The organism is Streptomyces sp. CCM_MD2014 (assembly GCF_000772045.1).
In the GTDB taxonomy this organism is placed as follows: domain Bacteria; phylum Actinomycetota; class Actinomycetes; order Streptomycetales; family Streptomycetaceae; genus Streptomyces; species Streptomyces salinarius.
This window is the reverse complement of record NZ_CP009754.1, coordinates 5,033,264-5,051,851: the sequence shown is the minus strand read 5'-3', so window position 1 is coordinate 5,051,851 and position 18,588 is coordinate 5,033,264. Positions and strand designations below refer to the sequence as shown.

The 18,588-nt window shown below is 72.7% G+C and carries 16 protein-coding genes; 9 read left to right on the top strand and 7 right to left on the bottom strand.

Going from position 1 to position 18,588, the window contains the following annotated elements; all coding sequences use genetic code 11:
- Positions 1-50 precede the first annotated feature (50 nt).
- The 3 genes from NI25_RS22580 (at position 51) to NI25_RS22570 (ending at position 2,400) form a co-directional block, all read left to right on the top strand.
- Complete coding sequence (locus tag NI25_RS22580; RefSeq protein ID WP_061444183.1) at positions 51-950, top strand: hypothetical protein; 900 nt, start codon at positions 51-53, stop codon at positions 948-950.
- Positions 947-1,633: a CatB-related O-acetyltransferase gene (locus NI25_RS22575; protein WP_420710744.1), complete on the top strand. Its 687-nt coding sequence runs from the start codon at positions 947-949 to the stop codon at positions 1,631-1,633. The genes NI25_RS22580 and NI25_RS22575 overlap by 4 nt, the downstream gene beginning before the upstream one ends.
- Before the next feature lie 71 nt (positions 1,634-1,704).
- Positions 1,705-2,400: a DUF5701 family protein gene (locus NI25_RS22570; RefSeq protein WP_061444182.1), complete on the top strand. Its 696-nt coding sequence runs from the start codon at positions 1,705-1,707 to the stop codon at positions 2,398-2,400.
- A 6-nt stretch (positions 2,401-2,406) separates the two neighbouring features.
- Here the strand turns inward: NI25_RS22570 and NI25_RS22565 are convergent, their stop codons facing one another.
- Together NI25_RS22565 and NI25_RS22560 are read right to left on the bottom strand one after the other, a co-directional pair.
- Positions 2,407-3,489 (bottom strand): PP2C family protein-serine/threonine phosphatase, encoded by a 1,083-nt coding sequence (locus NI25_RS22565; protein WP_061444181.1) that lies wholly within the window; start codon positions 3,487-3,489, stop codon positions 2,407-2,409.
- 156 nt (positions 3,490-3,645) lie between these two features.
- Positions 3,646-4,863 (bottom strand): MFS transporter, encoded by a 1,218-nt coding sequence (locus NI25_RS22560; protein WP_061444180.1) that lies wholly within the window; start codon positions 4,861-4,863, stop codon positions 3,646-3,648.
- Between the two features lie 78 nt (positions 4,864-4,941).
- Here NI25_RS22560 and NI25_RS22555 point away from each other — a divergent pair, with 78 nt between their 5' ends.
- From NI25_RS22555 to NI25_RS22545, 3 genes are all read left to right on the top strand, one after another.
- Positions 4,942-5,925 carry an ArsR/SmtB family transcription factor gene (locus tag NI25_RS22555; protein ID WP_061444179.1) on the top strand — a complete coding sequence of 328 codons (984 nt, stop codon included), beginning with the start codon at positions 4,942-4,944 and terminating at the stop codon, positions 5,923-5,925.
- A gap of 10 nt (positions 5,926-5,935) precedes the next feature.
- Complete coding sequence (locus NI25_RS22550; protein WP_061444178.1) at positions 5,936-6,457, top strand: glutathione peroxidase; 522 nt, start codon at positions 5,936-5,938, stop codon at positions 6,455-6,457.
- 96 nt (positions 6,458-6,553) lie between these two features.
- The gene (locus NI25_RS22545) at positions 6,554-7,438 is read left to right on the top strand and encodes a MerR family transcriptional regulator (RefSeq protein WP_061447040.1); all 885 of its coding nucleotides are present in this window, start codon (positions 6,554-6,556) and stop codon (positions 7,436-7,438) included.
- A 92-nt stretch (positions 7,439-7,530) separates the two neighbouring features.
- Here NI25_RS22545 and NI25_RS22540 read toward each other — a convergent pair whose 3' ends face one another.
- The 3 genes from NI25_RS22540 to NI25_RS22530 all read right to left on the bottom strand — a co-directional run bounded on the left by NI25_RS22540 (position 7,531) and on the right by NI25_RS22530 (position 9,821).
- The gene (locus NI25_RS22540; protein WP_061444177.1) at positions 7,531-7,722 is read right to left on the bottom strand and encodes a DUF397 domain-containing protein; all 192 of its coding nucleotides are present in this window, start codon (positions 7,720-7,722) and stop codon (positions 7,531-7,533) included.
- A gap of 175 nt (positions 7,723-7,897) precedes the next feature.
- Positions 7,898-8,755: a helix-turn-helix domain-containing protein gene (locus NI25_RS22535; protein ID WP_061444176.1), complete on the bottom strand. Its 858-nt coding sequence runs from the start codon at positions 8,753-8,755 to the stop codon at positions 7,898-7,900.
- 307 nt (positions 8,756-9,062) lie between these two features.
- Positions 9,063-9,821, bottom strand: a complete 759-nt coding sequence (locus NI25_RS22530; RefSeq protein WP_003974541.1) for a GOLPH3/VPS74 family protein — start codon at positions 9,819-9,821, stop codon at positions 9,063-9,065.
- Positions 9,822-10,010: 189 nt separating this feature from the next.
- Between NI25_RS22530 and NI25_RS22525 the strand changes: the two genes are divergently transcribed.
- The 3 genes from NI25_RS22525 to NI25_RS22515 all read left to right on the top strand — a co-directional run bounded on the left by NI25_RS22525 (position 10,011) and on the right by NI25_RS22515 (position 16,577).
- Entirely contained in the window at positions 10,011-12,575 is a 2,565-nt protein-coding gene (locus tag NI25_RS22525) for a D-alanyl-D-alanine carboxypeptidase (protein ID WP_233520762.1), read from the top strand.
- A gap of 245 nt (positions 12,576-12,820) precedes the next feature.
- Positions 12,821-14,746, top strand: a complete 1,926-nt coding sequence (locus NI25_RS22520) for a hypothetical protein (protein WP_061444175.1) — start codon at positions 12,821-12,823, stop codon at positions 14,744-14,746.
- Between the two features lie 244 nt (positions 14,747-14,990).
- On the top strand, positions 14,991-16,577 hold the full coding sequence (locus NI25_RS22515; protein WP_061444174.1) for a sodium:solute symporter family protein: 1,587 nt from the start codon (positions 14,991-14,993) through the stop codon (positions 16,575-16,577).
- Positions 16,578-16,662: 85 nt separating this feature from the next.
- On the opposite strand, the gene NI25_RS22510 is transcribed toward NI25_RS22515, so the two are convergent.
- Together NI25_RS22510 and NI25_RS22505 are read right to left on the bottom strand one after the other, a co-directional pair.
- Positions 16,663-17,073: a VOC family protein gene (locus NI25_RS22510; protein ID WP_061444173.1), complete on the bottom strand. Its 411-nt coding sequence runs from the start codon at positions 17,071-17,073 to the stop codon at positions 16,663-16,665.
- Between the two features lie 260 nt (positions 17,074-17,333).
- On the bottom strand, positions 17,334-18,449 hold the full coding sequence (locus tag NI25_RS22505; RefSeq protein ID WP_061444172.1) for an ADP-ribosylglycohydrolase family protein: 1,116 nt from the start codon (positions 18,447-18,449) through the stop codon (positions 17,334-17,336).
- Positions 18,450-18,588: the final 139 nt, after the last annotated feature.

Here is an 18,588-nt window from a genome sequence, read left to right as displayed (position 1 = left end):
AGTATTTTTATGTTGATTGGAAGAGTCGTCTGTGGGTAAGGTTACTCTCGATGAACGAATTCAACGAGAGGTACGACACCGACTCCGTACGGGAGTTCACCGTGAGCGACGCGGACGCCGGTCCCTACGCGCTCACCGAAGGACCGGACGGCGCCCTGTGGTTCACCCTCGTCCACCGGGGCGCCGTCGCCCGCAGGGACCCGGACGACGGGCATGTCACCGTCCACCCGGTCGGCGACGGACCGACCGTGATCACGGCGGGACCCGACGGCGCGCTGTGGTTCACCGAGTACCGGGCGCACCGCATCGGCCGGCTCACCCCCGAGGGCGCCTACTCGTCCTTCGCGCCCCGCACGCCCGAGGGCGGGCCGTTCGGGATCACTGCGGGACCCGACGGGGCGCTGTGGTTCACGCTCTCCTCGGCAGACCGCGTCGGCCGCGTCACCGTGGACGGCGAGGTCACCGAGTATCCGGCGCCCGGAGCCTTCCCGTCCGCCCTGACGACCGGTCCGGACGGCGCCCTGTGGTGCACGCTCAACCAGGGCAACGCCGTCGGACGCCTGACCACCGACGGCCACGGCACGGCGTACCCGCTGCCGACGGAAGGCGCCGGCCCGGTGGGCATCGCCGCGGGTCCCGACGGCGCCCTGTGGTTCACCGAGATCGGGGCCGGGCGGATCGGCCGGATCACGGTGGACGGCGCCGTCACCGAGTACCCGCTGCCGGACCCCGCGGCCAGGCCGCACGCGGTGACGGCGGGGCCGGACGGCGCACTGTGGTTCACCGAGTGGGGCGGCGGCCGGGTCGGCCGGATCACCGTCGACGGTCACGTCAGCTCGTACCCGCTCTCCCGCACCGACTGCGAACCGCACGGCATCACCGCACACGACGGCGCCCTGTGGTGCGCCCTGGAAACCGGCTCCCTGGCCAGAATCGAGGTCCGGCCTTGACCGACCCCACGCCCGACGGCACCGTGCCCGCCCCCGGCTCCGTTCCCGACTCCGGGGTGCTGCACCCCCTCGCGCAGCACCCGCGCGTCGTCCTCCTCAAGCCCCTCGTCACCGACGAGCGCATCCAGGTGGGCGACTTCACCTACTACGACGATCCCGACGACGCCACCGCCTTCGAGACCCGCAACGTGCTCTACGCCTACGGTCCCGAGCGGCTGGTCATCGGCAAGTACTGCGCGATCGCGACCGGCACCCGGTTCCTGATGGCCGGGGCCGAGCACCCCACCATGGGCGTGTCGACGTTCCCGTTCACCATGTTCGGCGGCGCCTGGGGCGAGGCCACGCTCGACCTGGTCACCGGCATGCCCAGCCGCGGCGACACCGTCGTCGGCAACGACGTGTGGTTCGGCTACGGCGCCACCGTCATGCCCGGCGTGCGCATCGGGGACGGCGCGATCATCGCCGCCGGGTCGCTCGTCACCGCCGACGTACCGCCGTACACCGTGGTCGGCGGCAACCCGGCCCGGCCCATCCGGGCCCGGTACGACGCCGAGGACGTCGCGCGGCTGCGACGGGCCGCGTGGTGGGACTGGCCGGTCGAGCTGGTCACCCGCCATGTGCGGACGATCATGTCGGGCACCCCCGCCGAGATCGAGGCCGTCGCGAGGAAGGAGCTCCCCTGACCGCTGCCGCCCCGTTCCCCGGCCGCACCGCGAGCCGGTCCACCGCAGGCCTCTCGGAAGGAAGCACCCGCTTGACCGACTCGACGCACTCCCCCGCCCTCGACGCCGCCACCGAGTTCGACCGGCAGGTCCGCACCCTCGTCGCGCTCGGCTACCCGGCGCTGTCCGGCCGCTCCCCCGAGCAGTTCACCGAGTTGGTGGCGCCGCTGCGCGCCGAGGCCGTGGCCCGCACCGGATCCGCGGCCCGGGCTCAGGCTCACGCGGCGTACGACCCCGCGGTCACCGGCCGGGTCCCCTTCGTCCTGGTCGTCGGGCGCGAACTGGCCCCGATCGAGGCCACCATGGCGCTGACCACGCTGCGGGGCGGCAAGCTGCCCGGGTTCGTCGACCGCAGCTTCGAACCGGGCTCCCTGGAACGGTTCGTCGCCACCGAGGACACCCGGCCGCCCGGCCCGGACGGTGTCCACCTGCTCTTCGACGTCGAGCGCGGGGAGGAGTTCTGCGGGGTCGTGCCGGGCGACGCGATGGCCACCCTCGCCGGGCGGGGCCGCACGCTGCTCACCATCGAGGAGGGAATCGCCCTGCTGACCCACGCCCCGGAGATCCTGGTGAAGAACAAGTGCTTCTCCACGGGCGGTTCGCGGTGCGGGGACCGCCGGGTCCCGGCGCTCTGGATCAGCAAGCGCGCCCCGAAACTCGGCTGGTGCTGGGAGGGCAACCCGCACACCTGGCTCGGCATGGCGTCCGCCGGTTCGCGCCACGCCTGAGCGCCGTCACACCGGGGCGCCGTCGGCCCCGCCCTGGTAGCGCAGCAGCAGCATCGCCGCATCGTCGTGGTGGGGTCCCGCCGCATGCCGGACGAGGTCCTCGCGCAGGGCGTCCAGGGCGCGGTGGGCGTCGGGGTCCTTGAGGAGGTGGACGCGTTCGGCGAGCGGGTAGAAGCCGCCCCGCTCGTCGCGGGCCTCCGTGACGCCGTCGGTGTAGAGGAGCAGCTGGTCGCCCGGGAGGAAGGGCACCGGGAAGGGTTCGGGACCGGGGCCGCCGTGCGCGGCCAGGCCCAGCGGGAGGGCGTACGCGGGCGGCTCCGGGAAGTCGGCGGTGCCGTCGCCGTGGACGAGCAGCGGCGCGGGATGGCCGTAGTTGAGGAGGACGACGCGGTGGTCGTCGCCGATCTCGGCGAGGACGGCGGTGACGAACTTCTCGTCCTCCAGCTCGCGGGCGACGCTGCGCTCGAGCCGCTCCCCCAGTTTGACCAGGTCCTTCTCGTCGTACGCGGCCTCCCGGAAGGCGCCGAGGACCCGGGCCGCGGTCTCCACGGCCGCCAGGCCCTTGCCCTGGACGTCGCCGACGATCACCCGGACGCCGTGCGGCGAGGCCACCACCTCGTACAGGTCGCCGCCGATCCGCGCCTCGGCGACCGCCGAGGTGTACGAGACGGCGGCGTGCAGCGGGCCCGCGGTCAGCGGGACCGGGCGCAGCAGGACCCGCTGGGCCACCTCCGCGATCGAGCGCACGCTGGCCAGCTCGGCCTCGCGGCGCGAGCGCATCACGGCCGCCGCGATGCCGACGCCGGTCACGCCGGCCACCGACATCATCGCGGTGTAGCCGCGGGGCCGGTCGAAGAGACCGTTGTACATGCCGAGGCCGACGCAGAGCAGCAGGGCGGCCAGTCCGATCACCGCGGTGCGCCGCCAGCCGCCGACCAGTCCGGCGAAGGCCGGGCCCAGCGACACCAGCGGCAGCAGCCCGACTCCCGGTCCGGCCGTGACGTCCACGACCGCCACCACGGCCATGGCCGCGACGGGCATCCAGGACAGCACCACCGCGGAACCGGACGGCGTCTTCTCAACGGTCATGACTACTCCGGTGTCGCAGCGCTCAAGAGCCGCCCTCTCCTTGTCCTCAGGCGCCCTCCCCAAGCTCCTCAGCCTAGGCAAAGGTCCGGGCGCGCAGGAGTTCCCGGGCGCTCCTTAACCCAATCGAAGCCGAGTCGCACCCGCCGGACCGGCACGTCACACGGACCGCACCGCCGCCCGCGTCGGCAGCAGCCCGCCGTCTGCCGCGTCCCGTCGGCTCGCCACCGTCAGCGTGAGCGTCACCGTGAGGGAGGCGAGCGCCATCACGGTCATGGCCGTCGCCGGTGAGGTGAACTGCGCCACCGTGCCGGCCAGGGTCGCGGCGACGCCCTGCATGGTGAGCATCCCGGCGGAGTGCAGTCCGAGGGCGTGCCCGGAGAGTTCGTCGGGGGTCGCGGCGATCAGGCGCTCCTGCTGCACCAGGGTCGCCCCGAAGCCCACGGAGGCCACCGCGACCAGCACGGCCGTCAGCGGCAGCGGCGGGCGCAGGAAGAGGACGAGGTACGGGGCGGCCAGCAGCACCAGGAGGGGGACGCCGAGGCGCGGGCGCAACCGCGCCGGGAGCAGCCGGCCGACCGTGAGGTCGCCGGCCAGCATGCCCAGTGCGGCACAGGCGAACAGCGTGCCCGCGGCGCGGGGGTCGTAGGAGACGTACAGGGACTCGCAGCCGACGACGAGGCCGTTGGGGATCCACAGGGCGAGATACAGGTGGCGGCGCGGTCGGGCCGACCACAGCCGGGAGTTGGCACGCCAGGTGGCTCTTACGGAGGGGCGGCCGGCGGTGCGCGCCGGGCGGCGGGTCAGCCGGAGGGCGACGCCGGCGGCCGTGGCGTAGAGGCCGGCGGCGAGCAGCAGGCACAGGCGCGGTGACAGGACGGTCACGAGGACGCCGCCGGCCGCGTAACCGGCGATCTGCAGGACGCCGTTCATCATGTTGAAGAGCGAACGGCCGGTCAGGTAGCCGTCCTTGGACAGGATCTCGGTCAGCAGGCCCCAGCGGACCCCGCCGCCGACGGAGGCGATCAGGCCCTTGACCAGGACCAGGGCGAGGATGCCCCACACCGGCAGGCCGGGCAGGGCGAGCGCCGCGGTGGTGACGGCGAAGGCCAGGGAGAGACCCGCGAGCGTGGCACGCGGGGGCAGCCGGTCGGCGCCGGAGAGGAAGAACGTGGCGCCGACGACCTGGGCGAGCGCCGGTCCGAACATGCTGACCGCGGAGAGCAGCGGCGAGTTCGTCGCGCGGAAGACCAGGGTGCCGAGGGCGAGGCCGCTCACCGTCTGGGCGGCGAGGTTGGCGGCGGAGGAGAGGAAGAGCGGGCTGAACTCCGGGGTGCGGAAGAGGTCCGCGTAGCTTCTGCGGCTCGTGTCTGGCATGCGGGGAGTGTGGGGCGGCCGCCGGACCGGCCGTTATTGTTTCGCGCGGAGGCGAAAGGTGGCGAGAGGGGCCGGGTCGTGGGCTGGTGGGAGATCAACGCCGACACGCTCGCCCGCAGCCGCTTCGTCGTCTCGCCGCTCGACGAGACCCTCGCCTGCCTGAAACTGCTGCACGCCGGAGTGGCCGGACACCCCGGCGAACGGGCGTGGCTCGACGCCCACCGGCCCGCCCATCTGCGCCGGATGGCGGCCGACCCGGTGACCGCGCTGCTCGTCGACGCGGGTCTCGGCCGGGGATGGAACGCCGACTTCCTCACCCCCGCCCCGGTCGAGGGCCTCAGCTTCGAGGAGGGCGTGGCGCGGATCCGGGCCGCCCGCCCCGACGAGGCCCGCGCCGGCCTGACCGTCTCCGTCGGAGGCCCGCTCCCGGCCGCCCTGGACCGCGACGACCTGCCGGAACGGGCCGCGGCGCTGCTCGAGGAGGTCTGGGCGCAGGCGGTACGGCCGGACTGGGACCGGCGCCGCCGGGTCCTGGAGGCGGACGTCGTCGCGCGGACCGCGCAGGTGAGCCGGGGCGGCTGGGCGACGGTGCTGGACGCCCTGCGGCCCGGCACCCGCTGGCTGGGCGACAACCGGCTCCAGATCAACCTGCACCCGTACCCGCCGCGCGAGCTGTCCGGGGCGGAGCTGCTCCTCGTCCCGGTCACTCCGCAGCGGCACGGCTGGGTGGCGTGGAAGGAGCCCGAGCGGTACGCGTTGGTGTATCCGTGCGCGGGCGCCCTCGCGGACGACGGTGCCCGGCGCGTGCCCGCCGCCCTCGGGGCGCTGCTCGGGCCGGCCCGCGCGGCCGTGCTGACGCTGCTCGGCACCCCCATGAGCACCAGCCAGCTGGTCGGCGTGACCGGGCAGGGCCTGGGCTCGGTCGGCCGGCACCTGCGGGTGCTGCTCGACGCGGGGCTGGTGGAACGGCGGCGCGCGGGCCGCTCGGTGCTGTACTCGCGGACACCGGCCGGGGAGGTGCTCGTCGAGGCGGGCGGCGGGGTGGGCGGAGTGCCGGACTAGCATCCGGTCCATGACGACCTCACCGAACACGCGCAGCGACGACAGCCTCCCCCTCGATGTCGAGATCGGCGCCCTCCAGGGCGGGAAAGCGGACCTCGCCCAGTACGCGGGCCGGGTCGTGCTGGTGGTCAACGTGGCATCCAAGTGCGGACTCACCCCGCAGTACGCCGGCCTGGAGCGGCTGCACGAGCGGTACGCGGAGCAGGGGTTCACCGTGCTGGGCGTGCCCTGCAACCAGTTCATGGGCCAGGAGCCGGGCAGCGCCGGCGAGATCGCCGAGTTCTGCTCGGCGACGTACGGCGTCACCTTCCCGATGACCGAGAAGGTCGAGGTCAACGGGGAGGGCAGGCACCCGCTGTACGACCGGCTGACCGCTTTCGCGGACGCCGAAGGGCACAGCGGTGACATCCGCTGGAACTTCGAGAAGTTCCTGATCGGGCGGGACGGCAAGGTCGCCGCCCGGTTCGCCCCGCAGACCGAGCCGGAGGCGGCCGAGGTCGTGGCGGCCGTGGAAGCGCGCCTGGCCGGTTGACCTTGCCCCTGGGGCAAGCCCGAGTGTCTCCGTCACCGGGCGGAAGAGCCGCCCGGCGACGGAGGATGACGGCGTGGATGAGGGGTGGCCGACGGCATGGGTGACGGCCTGGGTGACCGGGTGGGGGACGTGCCCGACGACGCGTTGCTGACCATCGGCGCGTTCGCCGCGCGGGCCCGGCTGTCGGCCAAGGCACTGCGGCTGTACGACCGGCTGGGGCTGCTGGCGCCCGCCCACGTGGACGAGGCCACCGGCTACCGGTACTACCGCGCGGGTCAGGTCGAACGCGCCCGGCTGGTGGCCCTGTTGCGCCGGCTGGACATGCCGCTCGCGCGGATCGCCGAGGTGGTCCGCGCGGACGGCGACCGGTCCGCCGGTCTGCTCGACGCCTACTGGGCGGACGTGGAGGCCCGGGTGGCCGGGCAGCGCACGCTCGTCGAGTACCTCCGTGGACGTCTGACGGGAAGGGATTCCGACGTGTACGGGAAATTCGTGGTCGAGACGGTGGACGTGCCCGAGCAGGTGGTGATCACCGAGACCCGGCACACGCTGGCCGACGAGCTGCCGCAGTGGATCGGCGCGTCGCTGGAGCGGCTGGAGGAGGCGGCCCGGGGCTGCGGGGGTGTGACGGCGGCACCGTTCGTCGTCTACCACGCGGACGTGTCGGCGGAGAGCGACGGCCCGGCCGAGTCCTGCGTGCCGGTCGCCGACGAGGCGGCGGCCCGGGCGTGGTGCGAGGAGCGCGGACGGGCCCGGGGGACGCGGGTGCGGGTGGAGCCGGCCGGGCGGCTGGCCCGCACCCGGATCACCAAGGCCCAGGTGGCCTATCCGCAGATCCTGGCCGCCTTCGGGGCGGTGGAGGAGTGGATCGCCGCGCAGGGCCTGACGGTGACGGGGCCGTGCCGCGAGGTGTACTTCGCCGACTGGGAGGCCGCGGGCCCGCAGGACCCGGTGTGCGACGTGGCGTTCCCGGTGAGGTGACGTGGAGTGAGGTGACGGGCGCCCTCTCGGCAAGGTCGGCGAACTGGTCGAGAGGGCTCCGTCGCGGTACGGAGATACGGCGCGCGGCGGTGTTACTCCTTGACCGACGTCACGAAGGCGTTCCACGCGTCGGCGGGGAAGGCGAGGACCGGGCCGTCGGTCACCTTGGAGTCACGGACGGCGAGCGCCGCCGCGAGCGGGGACCGGACCTCGACGCACGCGCCGTTGCCTCCGGAGTAGGAGGACTTGGTCCACGATTCCTGGGCGCCCTGAAGAATTGCCATGTCTGCTCCGATGGCGAGTCGCGAGTGTGGTTTACGCCAATGACGTGTGATCTTTGGCGTGATCGACGCTACTCGCTGGCCTCCCCCGCCGGAGCAGCCATTCACTCGGTCGGATGGCATATTCCAGGTGAGTCTTCCAGTACATCGTGGGAGCCGTGTACTATGCCGCCCCCGTTCAGCGCGCGTACTCCTTCGCCACGTCCTCGATGCGCTGCCGCGACTGCTCCACGTTCAGGGCCTGCGCCCGCAGATGCTCGTACATCACCGTGTACTTCTGCACGTCCGGCGCCTTCTCCAGGTACAGGTCGCTGGTCACGCCCTCGATGTACACCACGCTGGAGTCGGCCGTGTCGGCGAACTCCAGGATGGAGTACTGGCCGTTGATGCCGGGGTGCGCCCCGACGTCGAAGGGCAGCACCTGCACGGTGATGTGCGGCAGCTGCGACATCTCGGCGACGTGCTCCAGCTGCTCCCGCATCACCTGCCTGCTGCCCACCACCCGGCGCAGGCTGGCCTCGTCGAGGACGACCCACAGGCGCAGCGGGTTGTGCTCGGCGGTGATGCGCTCCTGGCGCCGTATGCGGACCTGCACCCGTTTCTCGACGTCGGCGACGGACGTCTCGGGCAACGCGCCCTGGATGAGCGCCTCGGCGTAGGGCCGGGTCTGCAACAGGCCGGTGATGATCTGGGGTTCGTAGGTGCGCAGCGACTCCGCGTCGGTCTCCAGGCCGATGTAGACGCTGTACGGGATGTCCCCGAAGGCGTGCCACCAGCCCTGCTGGCGGGAGTCCTTGGCCATCTGCATCAGCGAGTCGACGATCCGCTGGTCCTCGACCTCGTAGACCCCGCACAGGTCGCGGACGTCGCGCTGACTGATGCTGCGCCGCCCGTTCTCCAGGCGGCTGATCTTCGACTGGGAGACCAGCAGCCGCTCGGCGACCTCCTCGGCCGTCATGCCCTTCTGCTCCCGGAGCCGGCGCAGCTCCTGGCCCAGCCGACGTCGCCTTACGGTGGGATTGACACTCGACGCCACGGGACGTGCACCTCCGGCTGGGTGACTCGTACTTGCCACTTTGTGTATCTGCTGTTGAGCAGACTGCCACCAAGGTGCTTACTACCGCTGGGAAACGGTCGATATGCGCCGCGTACACGCCGGTTCGGCACACCACCCCCGGGTGCGGCCGCGCGGGGCGGCGGAACCTTTCCTCGGTCCGGGCGGGCCGGACGTACGGTCGGTTCCGCCGCCCCGCGCGGACCTGCGGCTCCCGTGACCGGGCTTGGGGACTGGCGGTGCGGCGATGCGTGTAGCGGTGGTGCGGTGCGCTCGCGGACGGCAGGGCCTAGTGGACCGCCGCTCGCGCCATGGATCCGTGGCGCGGTTGCGCCGGGACACCGCGGGCTGGTTCCGGGGCGGGCCTCGCCCCCGGTCCCGGGGCCTGGCGGCCGGCCGGTGCCGGACTGCGGCGCGGCTGTGCCGCAGCGCCGTTCTGGACGTCCATCACCGCGTGCGCCACCAGGCCGCCCATGGGGTCGTGCCTGATGAGGTCCCGCAGCCGGGACCGTGACGAGCGTCCTTCGTTGCCCGGGTAGAGGTGCTTGCCGAGTCCGACCGCGTGGGCCAGCGCGGCGAGCGCCGCGGTCCGCGGGTCCGGCGGTACGCCGGTGCGGATCGCCGAGTCGAGCCGGGCCTTGATCTCCCTGCTGATCGCCGTGTCCGTCGCCTGGTAGCGAGTCGTCGGCAGCACCCCGCACATCTGGCCCTCCACGGCATGCACCATGCCGCAGCGCTCCAGATGCGAGAGATAGGTCTGGCGAAGCCCCAGGCGGGGTCCGCCAATCCAGTTGACCGCCCGTACCGGAGCGCCGCGCCTTCGCAGCAACTCCAACGCGCAGTCCAGTGTTGGATCTCCTGTCGGCCGTGGGGCCACCACGGCGATACGATCCCCGTCTGGGGCTATCCGTCCGGCCAGCGCCAGCTCCACCAGCTGTGCTCCGGCCAGACCGAGGTCGAGCGACTGCGGCTGTGCGGTGGTACCCGTGGTCGGGTCCAACGCCAGCAGCAGAAGCTCCTCCGGAAGTGTTCTGCGGCTCCTGCCCATCCATGCCTCCCCGCGTGGATGACAGACAGGGTGACCCCTCTCACATTGGTCTGTCGAGGGTGCGTGACCGCTTCGTAGTGGAACCAGTAGGTATGTCGTTCTCGTCTTCCGCGTGGGTTCCACCCGTACACAGGACACTGGTAGATGGTTTCGGTACGGGTTCGGTAGCGCGCACAGGACGTGCGGCGCATGGAGGAGGCATCGGTGGCGGGCGAGTCCCCCGACAGGTCGAAGCAGCACGAGTCGTCGGAAGAACCGACGTCGGGGAGCGCGGGTCCGGTTCCCGAAGCCAGGACCGGGTCGAGCGAGGCGAGTGATCCGCGGTCGGCGGTGGCGCGGGAGGAAGCGAAGCGCTCCGCGGCATCCGGTGGCGGCGTCGACACGGCGACCCGGGTGCTGTCGGTCCGTGACACGGAGGCGGCCGCGGACGCCTCCGGCGAGGACGCCGACGCCGACGCCGACGGGACGCCCGAGGCGTCGGCCGGCACCGGGGCGCCCACGGACGCGTCGGGCACGGCCGCCGCGCCGGAGCCGTCCGACGCCTCCGAGGACGGCCGCGAGGAGCCTGCCGCCGGGGGCGACGGCCGCCTGCGGGACGTCGTCGCGGCCTGGGTGGCCACCGCGGACGAGCGCGCCGCGGCCAACGCCCGCCTGGAGGGCGGGCGGGACGCGGAGGAGACCTCACGGGACGGCGACGAGGACGCCGACGCGCCCGAGAGCGCCGGAGACGGGCGGGGCCGTGCGGCCACCGCCTCGCAGGACACCGAGAGGGCCGAGCCGGCCGACGGGGACACCGCCGACGGTGCATCCGGCGCGGGCCCGGACGAAGACTCCGACGCGGCTTCGGACCCGGACACGGGCTCGGCATCGGAGGGGGCCGAGGGACCGGCCGCCGCAACCGGCCCGGGCGCAGACGCCGGCCCCGGCTCGGGCTCGGGCTCCGACGCGGCCCCGGCGCCCGACGGGCGGGCGGACGCGAGCCCGAAGGCGACCCCGGAACCCGAGCCGGAACCGGAAACGGACTCGACGCCCGACCGGGAACCGAAGGCGGACCACGCACCGAAGGCCGACCAGGCACCGAAGGCCGACCCCGAGCCCGGCCCCGGCACGCAGGCGGCGTCCGGCCGGGACGGCGACGGTGGTGCCGAAGGCGGCGGCAGCGCGCCGTCCGTCGATCAGCCCACCGCCGTGTTCAAGGCGCCGCGGAAGCCCGCCGTGGACCAGCCGACGACCATGCTGAAGCTGGGGGGCGCCGCCTCCGGCGAGAAGGCCGGACGGGCCGAGGGCGACGCCGAGCGGACCAGCAAGTTCGTGGCGCTGCGGAACCCGGACGACCCGGCGAACCGCAAGCCCCCGCAGGCCGCGCAGACCGCACAGACCGCACAGACCTCCGAGGTGCCCAAGGCGCCCCGTACCGGTGTCACGGCCGCACGGCCGCACGTCGGGCCCGACCGGACCACGCAGCAGCCGCTGCCGCCCAAGCCGCCGCTGGACCTGCTGGCGGAGCTGACGAACACCCCGCCGCCCCCGGAGACCCCGCTGCGCACGACGGTGCGCCGGGTCAAGATCTGGACGCCGCTGGTCCTCCTGCTGGTGATCATCCTCGGCGTCGTGCAGTCCATGCGCCCGCTGCCCGCGCCGACCCTCGACCTCACGGCACAGGACAGCTTCACGTTCGAGGGCGGCAAGCCGCAGATCCCGTGGCCCGACAGCGGTCAGGCCGCGCTCGACGTGCAGGGCATCGGCTCGTTCGGCTCGTCCGGCGACCAGAAGCCGGTGCCGATCGCGAGCGTGGCCAAGGTCATGACCGCGTACGTCATCCTGCGCGACCACCCGCTCAAGAGCGGCGCCGAGGGCCCGAAGATCAAGATCGACCAGGCGGCGGAGGACCAGTCGGACGCGGGCGACGAGTCCACCGTCAACGTCTACGCCGGTGACTCGATCTCCGAGCGCGAGGCCCTCAAGGCCGTTCTGATCGCGTCCGCGAACAACGTGGCGCGGCTGCTGGCCCGCTGGGACGCGGGCTCGGAGAAGGCGTTCGTGGAGAAGATGAACGCCGCCGCCAAGGACCTCGGCATGACCAACACGACGTACACCGACCCCTCCGGGCTCAACAACACGACGGTGAGCACGGCCGTGGACCAGGTGAAGCTGGCCAAGGAGGCGATGAAGTCGCCCGCCTTCCGCGAGGTCGCCGCGATGATGTCGTACAACGACTACAAGGGCGTCAACCACGGCAACTGGAACCATCTGGTCGGCCACAACGGCGTCGTCGGCATCAAGACCGGCACCACCACCTCCGCCCTCGGCAACCTCGTCTTCGCGGCGAAGAAGGAGGTCGGCGGGGAGACCCGGACCATCGTCGGGGCCGTGGTGCGCCAGCCGGACGTCGGCGGTGGCATCCTCGACGCCGCGCTGGACGCGAGCGACGAGCTGATCCGGGCCGCGCAGGACACCCTGCAGTCGTCGACGATCCTCAAGAAGGGAAGCGTCGTCGGGTACGTCGACGACGGCCTCGGCGGCCGTACGCCGGTCGTCGCCACGAAGGACGTCAAGGCAGTCGGCTGGGGCGGACTGACCGTGAAGCTCACCTTCGAGGCCGACGAGGTGCCGCACGCGGCGAAGGCCGGCACCAAGGTGGGCACCCTCACGGTCGGCGACGGCGGTACCAGCGGCGCGGTGAAGGTGCCGGTGGCCCTGGGCGAGGACCTCGTCGAGCCCGGCCTCTCCGACAAGCTGACCCGCCTGGGCTGACCTCCGCCCCGGGCCGAAGCGACGTCCCCCGCCCCCGCGGCCACCCGGCCGCGGGGGCGTTCGCGTCCCAGGCCCCGGCGGGCCCCGGGAGGCCCCAGGAGCCCTCAGGAGGCCTCCTGAGGGGCCGGAAAGGGAAGAGGCAACGGTGTGCGGCCGCGTGCTAGCGTCACGAAACGGGGCAGTCGCCGGTCGTGGGAACGGGACACGGCCCAAAGAAGAAGACGGGACACGGGGAGTGCCTTCAGGTGGCCACTGCGGAGCCGACACGCGCCGACGACGCCGATCCGGGCCGGGGAGCCGGCCCGCGACCACGCGTACCCGAACCCCGCACCCACGGGGCCGACGGTGAGCCGCGGCCTGCCGAGCCTCGTCCTTCCGGGCCCCCGCCTGCCGAGTCCCGGCCTGCCCGGTCCGCACCCGTCGAGCCGAAGGCTCCGCCGGCCGTGAACACCGCCCTCCTGGCCCTGCGCGAGCGCATGCTGCGCCACCCCGTGCTGTCCGTGACCGCCCTGGCCGGGGTGCTCCACATAGTGTGGTTCTTCACGTTCGCGAACAGTGGCGGCGACCTCGCGGCGCAGGACGCGTGGGCCGAGTTCGTCGGCCGGCACCCGGACTCCGCGTACAACCTCGCCTGGTACGGCGGCATGCACCCGGTGTCGTACAGCGTGATCTCGCCGTATCTGATGTCGGTGCTCGGCGTGCGGACGACGATGATGATCGCGGGGACGGTGTCGGCCGGGCTGCTGACGATGATCCTGATCCGCAGCCGGGTGGTCCGCAATCCGCTGTGGGCGTCGCTGGCGGGCCTGTTCGGGCTGCTGGGCAACGCGGTGTCGGGGCGGGTGACGTTCGGGCTCGGCATGATGTTCGGCCTCGGCGCGGTCGCCGCCGTGTTCTGCTGGCCCCACCGCTGGCGGCACGAGCGCTGGGCCAAGGGACTGTGCGCGGCGCCGCTGGCCGCCCTGTCGACGATGGCCTCGCCGGTGTCGGGACTGTTCGTGGGCCTGGTGGCGGTGGCGCTGTTCCTGCAGAAGCGCCGCCCGGGTGCCTGGTCGCTGGGCCTGGCGCCGAGCGTGGTCGTCGCACTGTCGGCGGTGCTGTTCCCCTTCTCCGGCACGCAGCCGATGGGGTTCGGCTCGGCGGTGCTGCCGCTCGTCTACGCGGGCCTGGTGTACTGGTTCGTGCCGAGCACCTGGAAGACCGTGCGGATCACGTCGGCGGTCTACGGCCTGTCGGTACTGCTGGTCTGGCTGATCAGCTCCCAGATCGGCTCCAACATCACGCGGCTCGCGATGCTCTTCGCCGGGGTGGCGCTGGTGGCGGCGCTGCCGTTCACGGTGCCGAAGTCGCGCAAGTGGTACGCGCTGGTGGTCTCGCTCGTCGGCTTCGTGGGCTGGATCGGCTTCAAGTCGGCCGACGACGCCATCCACACCACGCCCGCCGCCTCCTGGGCGCGCGAGCTGGCGCCGCTCGTCAACGAGCTGCAGGAGGTCGGCGCGGAACAGGGCCGGGTGGAGGCCGTACCGGCCCGCTCCCACCGGGAGGCCTCGGCGCTCGCGCCGTACGTGAACCTGGCCCGCGGCTGGACCCGGCAGGCCGACATGGAGCGCAACCCGCTCTTCTACGACGACACGCTCAACTCGGCGAACTACCACGAGTGGCTGAAGCGCTGGGCGGTGCACTACGTCGTGCTGCCCAAGGGCGAACCGGACGGCGACGGCGGCAAGCGCGAGCGGGAGCTGCTGCAGCGGGGCCTGCCGTACCTGCAGCAGATCTGGGGCGACGCCAACTGGCAGCTGTTCAAGGTGACCGATCCGACGCCGCTGGCGGAGCCGCACGCGGTGGTCCGGCGGGCCGAGCAGGACGAGTGGGTCATCGACGTGCAGAAGCCCGGCCGCGTCCTGGTCCGGATGCCGTACTCGCCGTGGCTGAGCCTCGTCGACGAGGAGGGCAACAAGCTGAAGCCGCCGCAGGAGACGGAGGCCTCCAAGAACGCCCCGGAGGGCACACCGAAGACGTACGACAACGTCAACGGCTGCGTGACGGAGACCGAGGAGACCGCCGACGGCGACGTGTGGACGACGATCGTCGCGCCCAAGGCGGGTACGTACCGGCTGTCGGCGCCGTACGGGCTGAAGCGGGGCACGCCGTGCCCCGACGAGCTGAAGTAGCCGGAGCGGCGGAAGCAGCGGACCGGGCGGCCCCTTCGAGGGCCGCCCGTTTGTTCATGTAGATGAACGCAGGTCAGCAAGTCGAACCTTTTTACTTCCTCTTGACCTTCCCCTTCCTTGTCGTGCCCTCGTCGACGCAACCACGATGAGCGGGCACTTCGCGGCCTGCCACGCCCCTACCCCGCTCAAGCGAAGTGCCAACCGGCTGAGCGGAGTTCACAAGGCGGACCCCGGAAGGGGGCACATGAACGGTCTCGACTGGTCCGTGCTCATCGGCTACTTCGCCGTCATGGTGGCGATCGGCGTGTGGTCGCACAAACGCGTGGACGACGTCAGCGACTTCTTCACGGCCGGCGGCAAGATGCCCTGGTGGCTGTCCGGCATCTCGCACCACATGTCGGGCTACAGCGCGGTGATGTTCACCGGCTACGCCGGCATCGCCTACACCTACGGCGTCACGTCCTTCGTGACGTGGTCGTTCCCCATCGCCCTCGGCGTCGCCATCGGCTCCAAGCTGTTCGCGCCGCGCATCAACCGGCTGCGCTCACGGCTGCACGTGGCCTCGCCGCTGGAGTACCTCAAGAACCGGTACAACCTGCCCACCCAGCAGGCGCTGGCCTGGTCCGGCATGCTGCTGAAGATCGTGGACGTGGCCGCGAAGTGGGCGGCCATCGCCACGCTCCTGTCGGTCTTCACCGGCATCACCCTCAACCAGGGCATCCTGATCACCGGTGTCATCACGGGCATCTACTGCACGATCGGCGGCCTGTGGGCGGACGCGCTGACGGAGCTGGGCCAGTTCGTCATCCAGCTGCTGGCCGGTGTCTCGATGTTCGTGGCCGTGGTCCTCAAGCTCGGGGACCACGGCGGCTTCTTCGGCGTCTGGGACGAGCCCGCCCTCCAGGGGCACGGGAAGCCGCTGGTCGGCCCGTACGGGACGGTGTTCCTGCTGGCCTTCCTCTTCATCAAGCTCTTCGAGTACAACGGCGGCATGCTCAACCAGGCCCAGCGCTACATGGCCACGAGCAACGCCCGCGAGGCGGCGCGCGGCGCACGGCTGTCGGCGCTGCTGTGGCTGGTCTGGCCGGTGGTGCTGTTCTTCCCGATGTGGATGTCGCCGCTGCTGGTGGAGTCGCAGAAGGCGGACGGCTCCGACTCGTACGCCCTGATGACCGAGCAGCTGCTGCCGCACGGGCTCCTCGGCCTGGTCATCGTCGGCTTCTTCTCGCACACCATGGCGATGTGCTCCTCGGACGCCAACGCCATCGCGGCGGTGTTCACCCGTGACGTGGCGCCGGTGCTGTCGAAGCGGGCGCGCGGCTGGGGGCAGCGGTCCGGTCTGCTGGCGGCCCGGCTGACGACGGTGGTCTTCCTCGGTCTTTCGATGGCGGTGGCGACGCAGGTCGACTCGCCGACGTTCAAGGACATCATCACCGTGGTCATCAAGTGGGTCGCCGGGCTGATGGGTCCGATCGCGATCCCGATGATGCTCGGACTGCTGCGGCCCTTCCGCCGCTCCGGTCCCACGGCCGCGCTCACCAGCTGGGCGCTGGGCCTGGTCGCCTTCTGGCTGGTCAACTACCCGATCAACTGGAACGTGGACGGCGGGGTGCCGCTCGAGTACCAGGTCTCCGTCCCGCTGGCGGTCTCGCTGGTCCTGTACGTCGTCGTCGGCTACCTGAGGCCGGAGGACACCCCGGAACGGCTCGCGATCATCGAGCACGTCAACACGGACGGGGACGGCGACGACGCCTCCGGCGCGGCGGCCGCGATCCCGACGCCGGCGGGCGGGGTGGACGGCGCGGTGGGGCGCAGCCGGGTGGGCGACTGAGCCTCCGCCCGGCAGGCGTACGGCCGGTGTCCGGCCGGCGGCCACGGTGCGTGGGCGCCGGCCGGACACCCGGCCGCATCCGCTCCTACCGCAGTTCCTGGATGCGGATCTGGTTGCCGGCCGGGTCCCGGAAGGCACAGTCCCGGATGCCGTACGGCTGCTCGGTCGGCTCCTGGACGATCTCGGCGTTCCCGGCGCGCACCTTCTCGAAGGTGCCGTCGAGATCCTCGGTGGCCAGGAGGATCCAGCCATAGGTGCCCTTGGCCATCATCTCGGCGATGGTGCGGCGCTCGGTGTCGGTGATGCCGGGGTCCACGGCGGGCGGCGAGAGCAGCAGCGAGACGTCCGGCTGGCCGGCCGGCCCGACCGTGATCCAGCGCATCTTGCCGTTCCCGACGTCCTTGCGGACCTCGAAGCCGAGGACGTCCCGGTAGAAGGCGAGGGACGCGTCCGGGTCGTCGTGCGGGAGAACCGTGGTGTGAATGCTGATGTCCATGGCAAGCACGCTAGCCGGGCCCCGCGGGGCGGCGCTTCTCGAAACGTGACCGTCCTCGTGCCTCCCGGGCCCCGCTCGGGCCTGTCCGGCGGATCAGGTCGCAGGACAGGCACGGCACCTCGTCGACGCCGGTGAGCGGGGTCTGGTGCGTGCAGCCGCAATGCGGAGGAGAGCGTCGACGCGGAGCGTCGGCAACCGACGACAACGCCGCGGACGCGCGTGCCGGGCCCCGCGTCCGGGGCATGATCCGCCGGACAGGCCTAACCCCGGGGGTACCGCGTCAGCCAGGCGGGGGACGAGCTTGCCGGGCCGTGGAGGGCGGGGCCCTGGGTCATTTCCATGGCGAAGTCGTCGGCCAGTTCCAGAAGGGTCGGGCGGCCCTCCAGTTCCGCCACCCAGGCCGGGGGCAGGGCCGTCTCGCCGTGCAGGGCCCCGAGCAGACCGCCGGTCAGGGCGCCGGTCGCGGCCGAGGGGCCGTCGTGGTTGACGGCGAGGCGCAGCCCGTGCCGTACGTCCTCGCCGACCAGGGCGCAGTACACGGCGGCGGCGACCAGGCCCTCCGCCGTTCCCGCGCCGATCAGCCCGGTCACCCGCGCCGGGGTGGGCAGCCCCTGCCGGACCGCGCCGAGGGCGTGCTGCAGGGCGGTCGCCACGGGCTCGTGACCCGGCCGGGCGACGAGCAGCGCCAGGGCCCGCTGCACGGCGGCGTCCAGGCTCTCGCCGCGTGCCAGCCCGTGCACGATCACGGCGTACCCGCCCGCCGCGAGGCAGCCGGTGGGGTGGCCGTGGGTCTGCGCCGCGCACTCCACGGCGAGCTGGGCGACCAGCTGCGGCTCCCAGCCGACCAGGAGCCCGAACGGCGCCGAGCGGGCGGCGGCCTCGGGGCCGCGCTCGTCGGGGTTCTTGGGCGCCTCGGGGGTGCCCATCGTCTCGTCGCCGAGGCCGAGCAGCAGGGCGCGCGGTGCGTCCCGGCGGACGTACAGCCACTCCTCGTGGGCCAGCCAGCCGTCGTCCTTGCGCCGCAGGTCCGGTCCCCAGTCGCGCTGGGTGGCGGCCCAGCGCCGGTAGGCCCGGTGCAGGTCGGTCGGCGGGTGCCAGGCCCCGGTGTCGCGCCGTACCTGGGCGCGGATCAGCCCGTCCACGGAGAACAGGGTGAGCTGGGTGAGGTGGGTGACGGCACCGCGCCGGCCGTAGGCCGGGGCCAGGTCGGACAGCCCCTCGGCGCCGTGGGCCTCCCGGATCGCGTCGAGGGCGAGGGAGTCGACGGGGGCTCCGAAAGCGTCACCGACGGCCACGCCGAGCAGCGTCCCGCGCACCCGGCTGCGGAAGTCCTGCTGCTCGGCACGCCCCCAGACGGCGCCGGTCGTCCCGCCCACCCGGACCTCCCCTCGGCACTGTGCGTACGTACGACGCCCAGCACTGTATGCGAACGGACGCGGTCGGTTCAGGGCCGCGGCGGGCGGGATCGGTGTGGAAACGCTCACGGCCGGGGGTGGTGGAAGGTACACCCCGTTT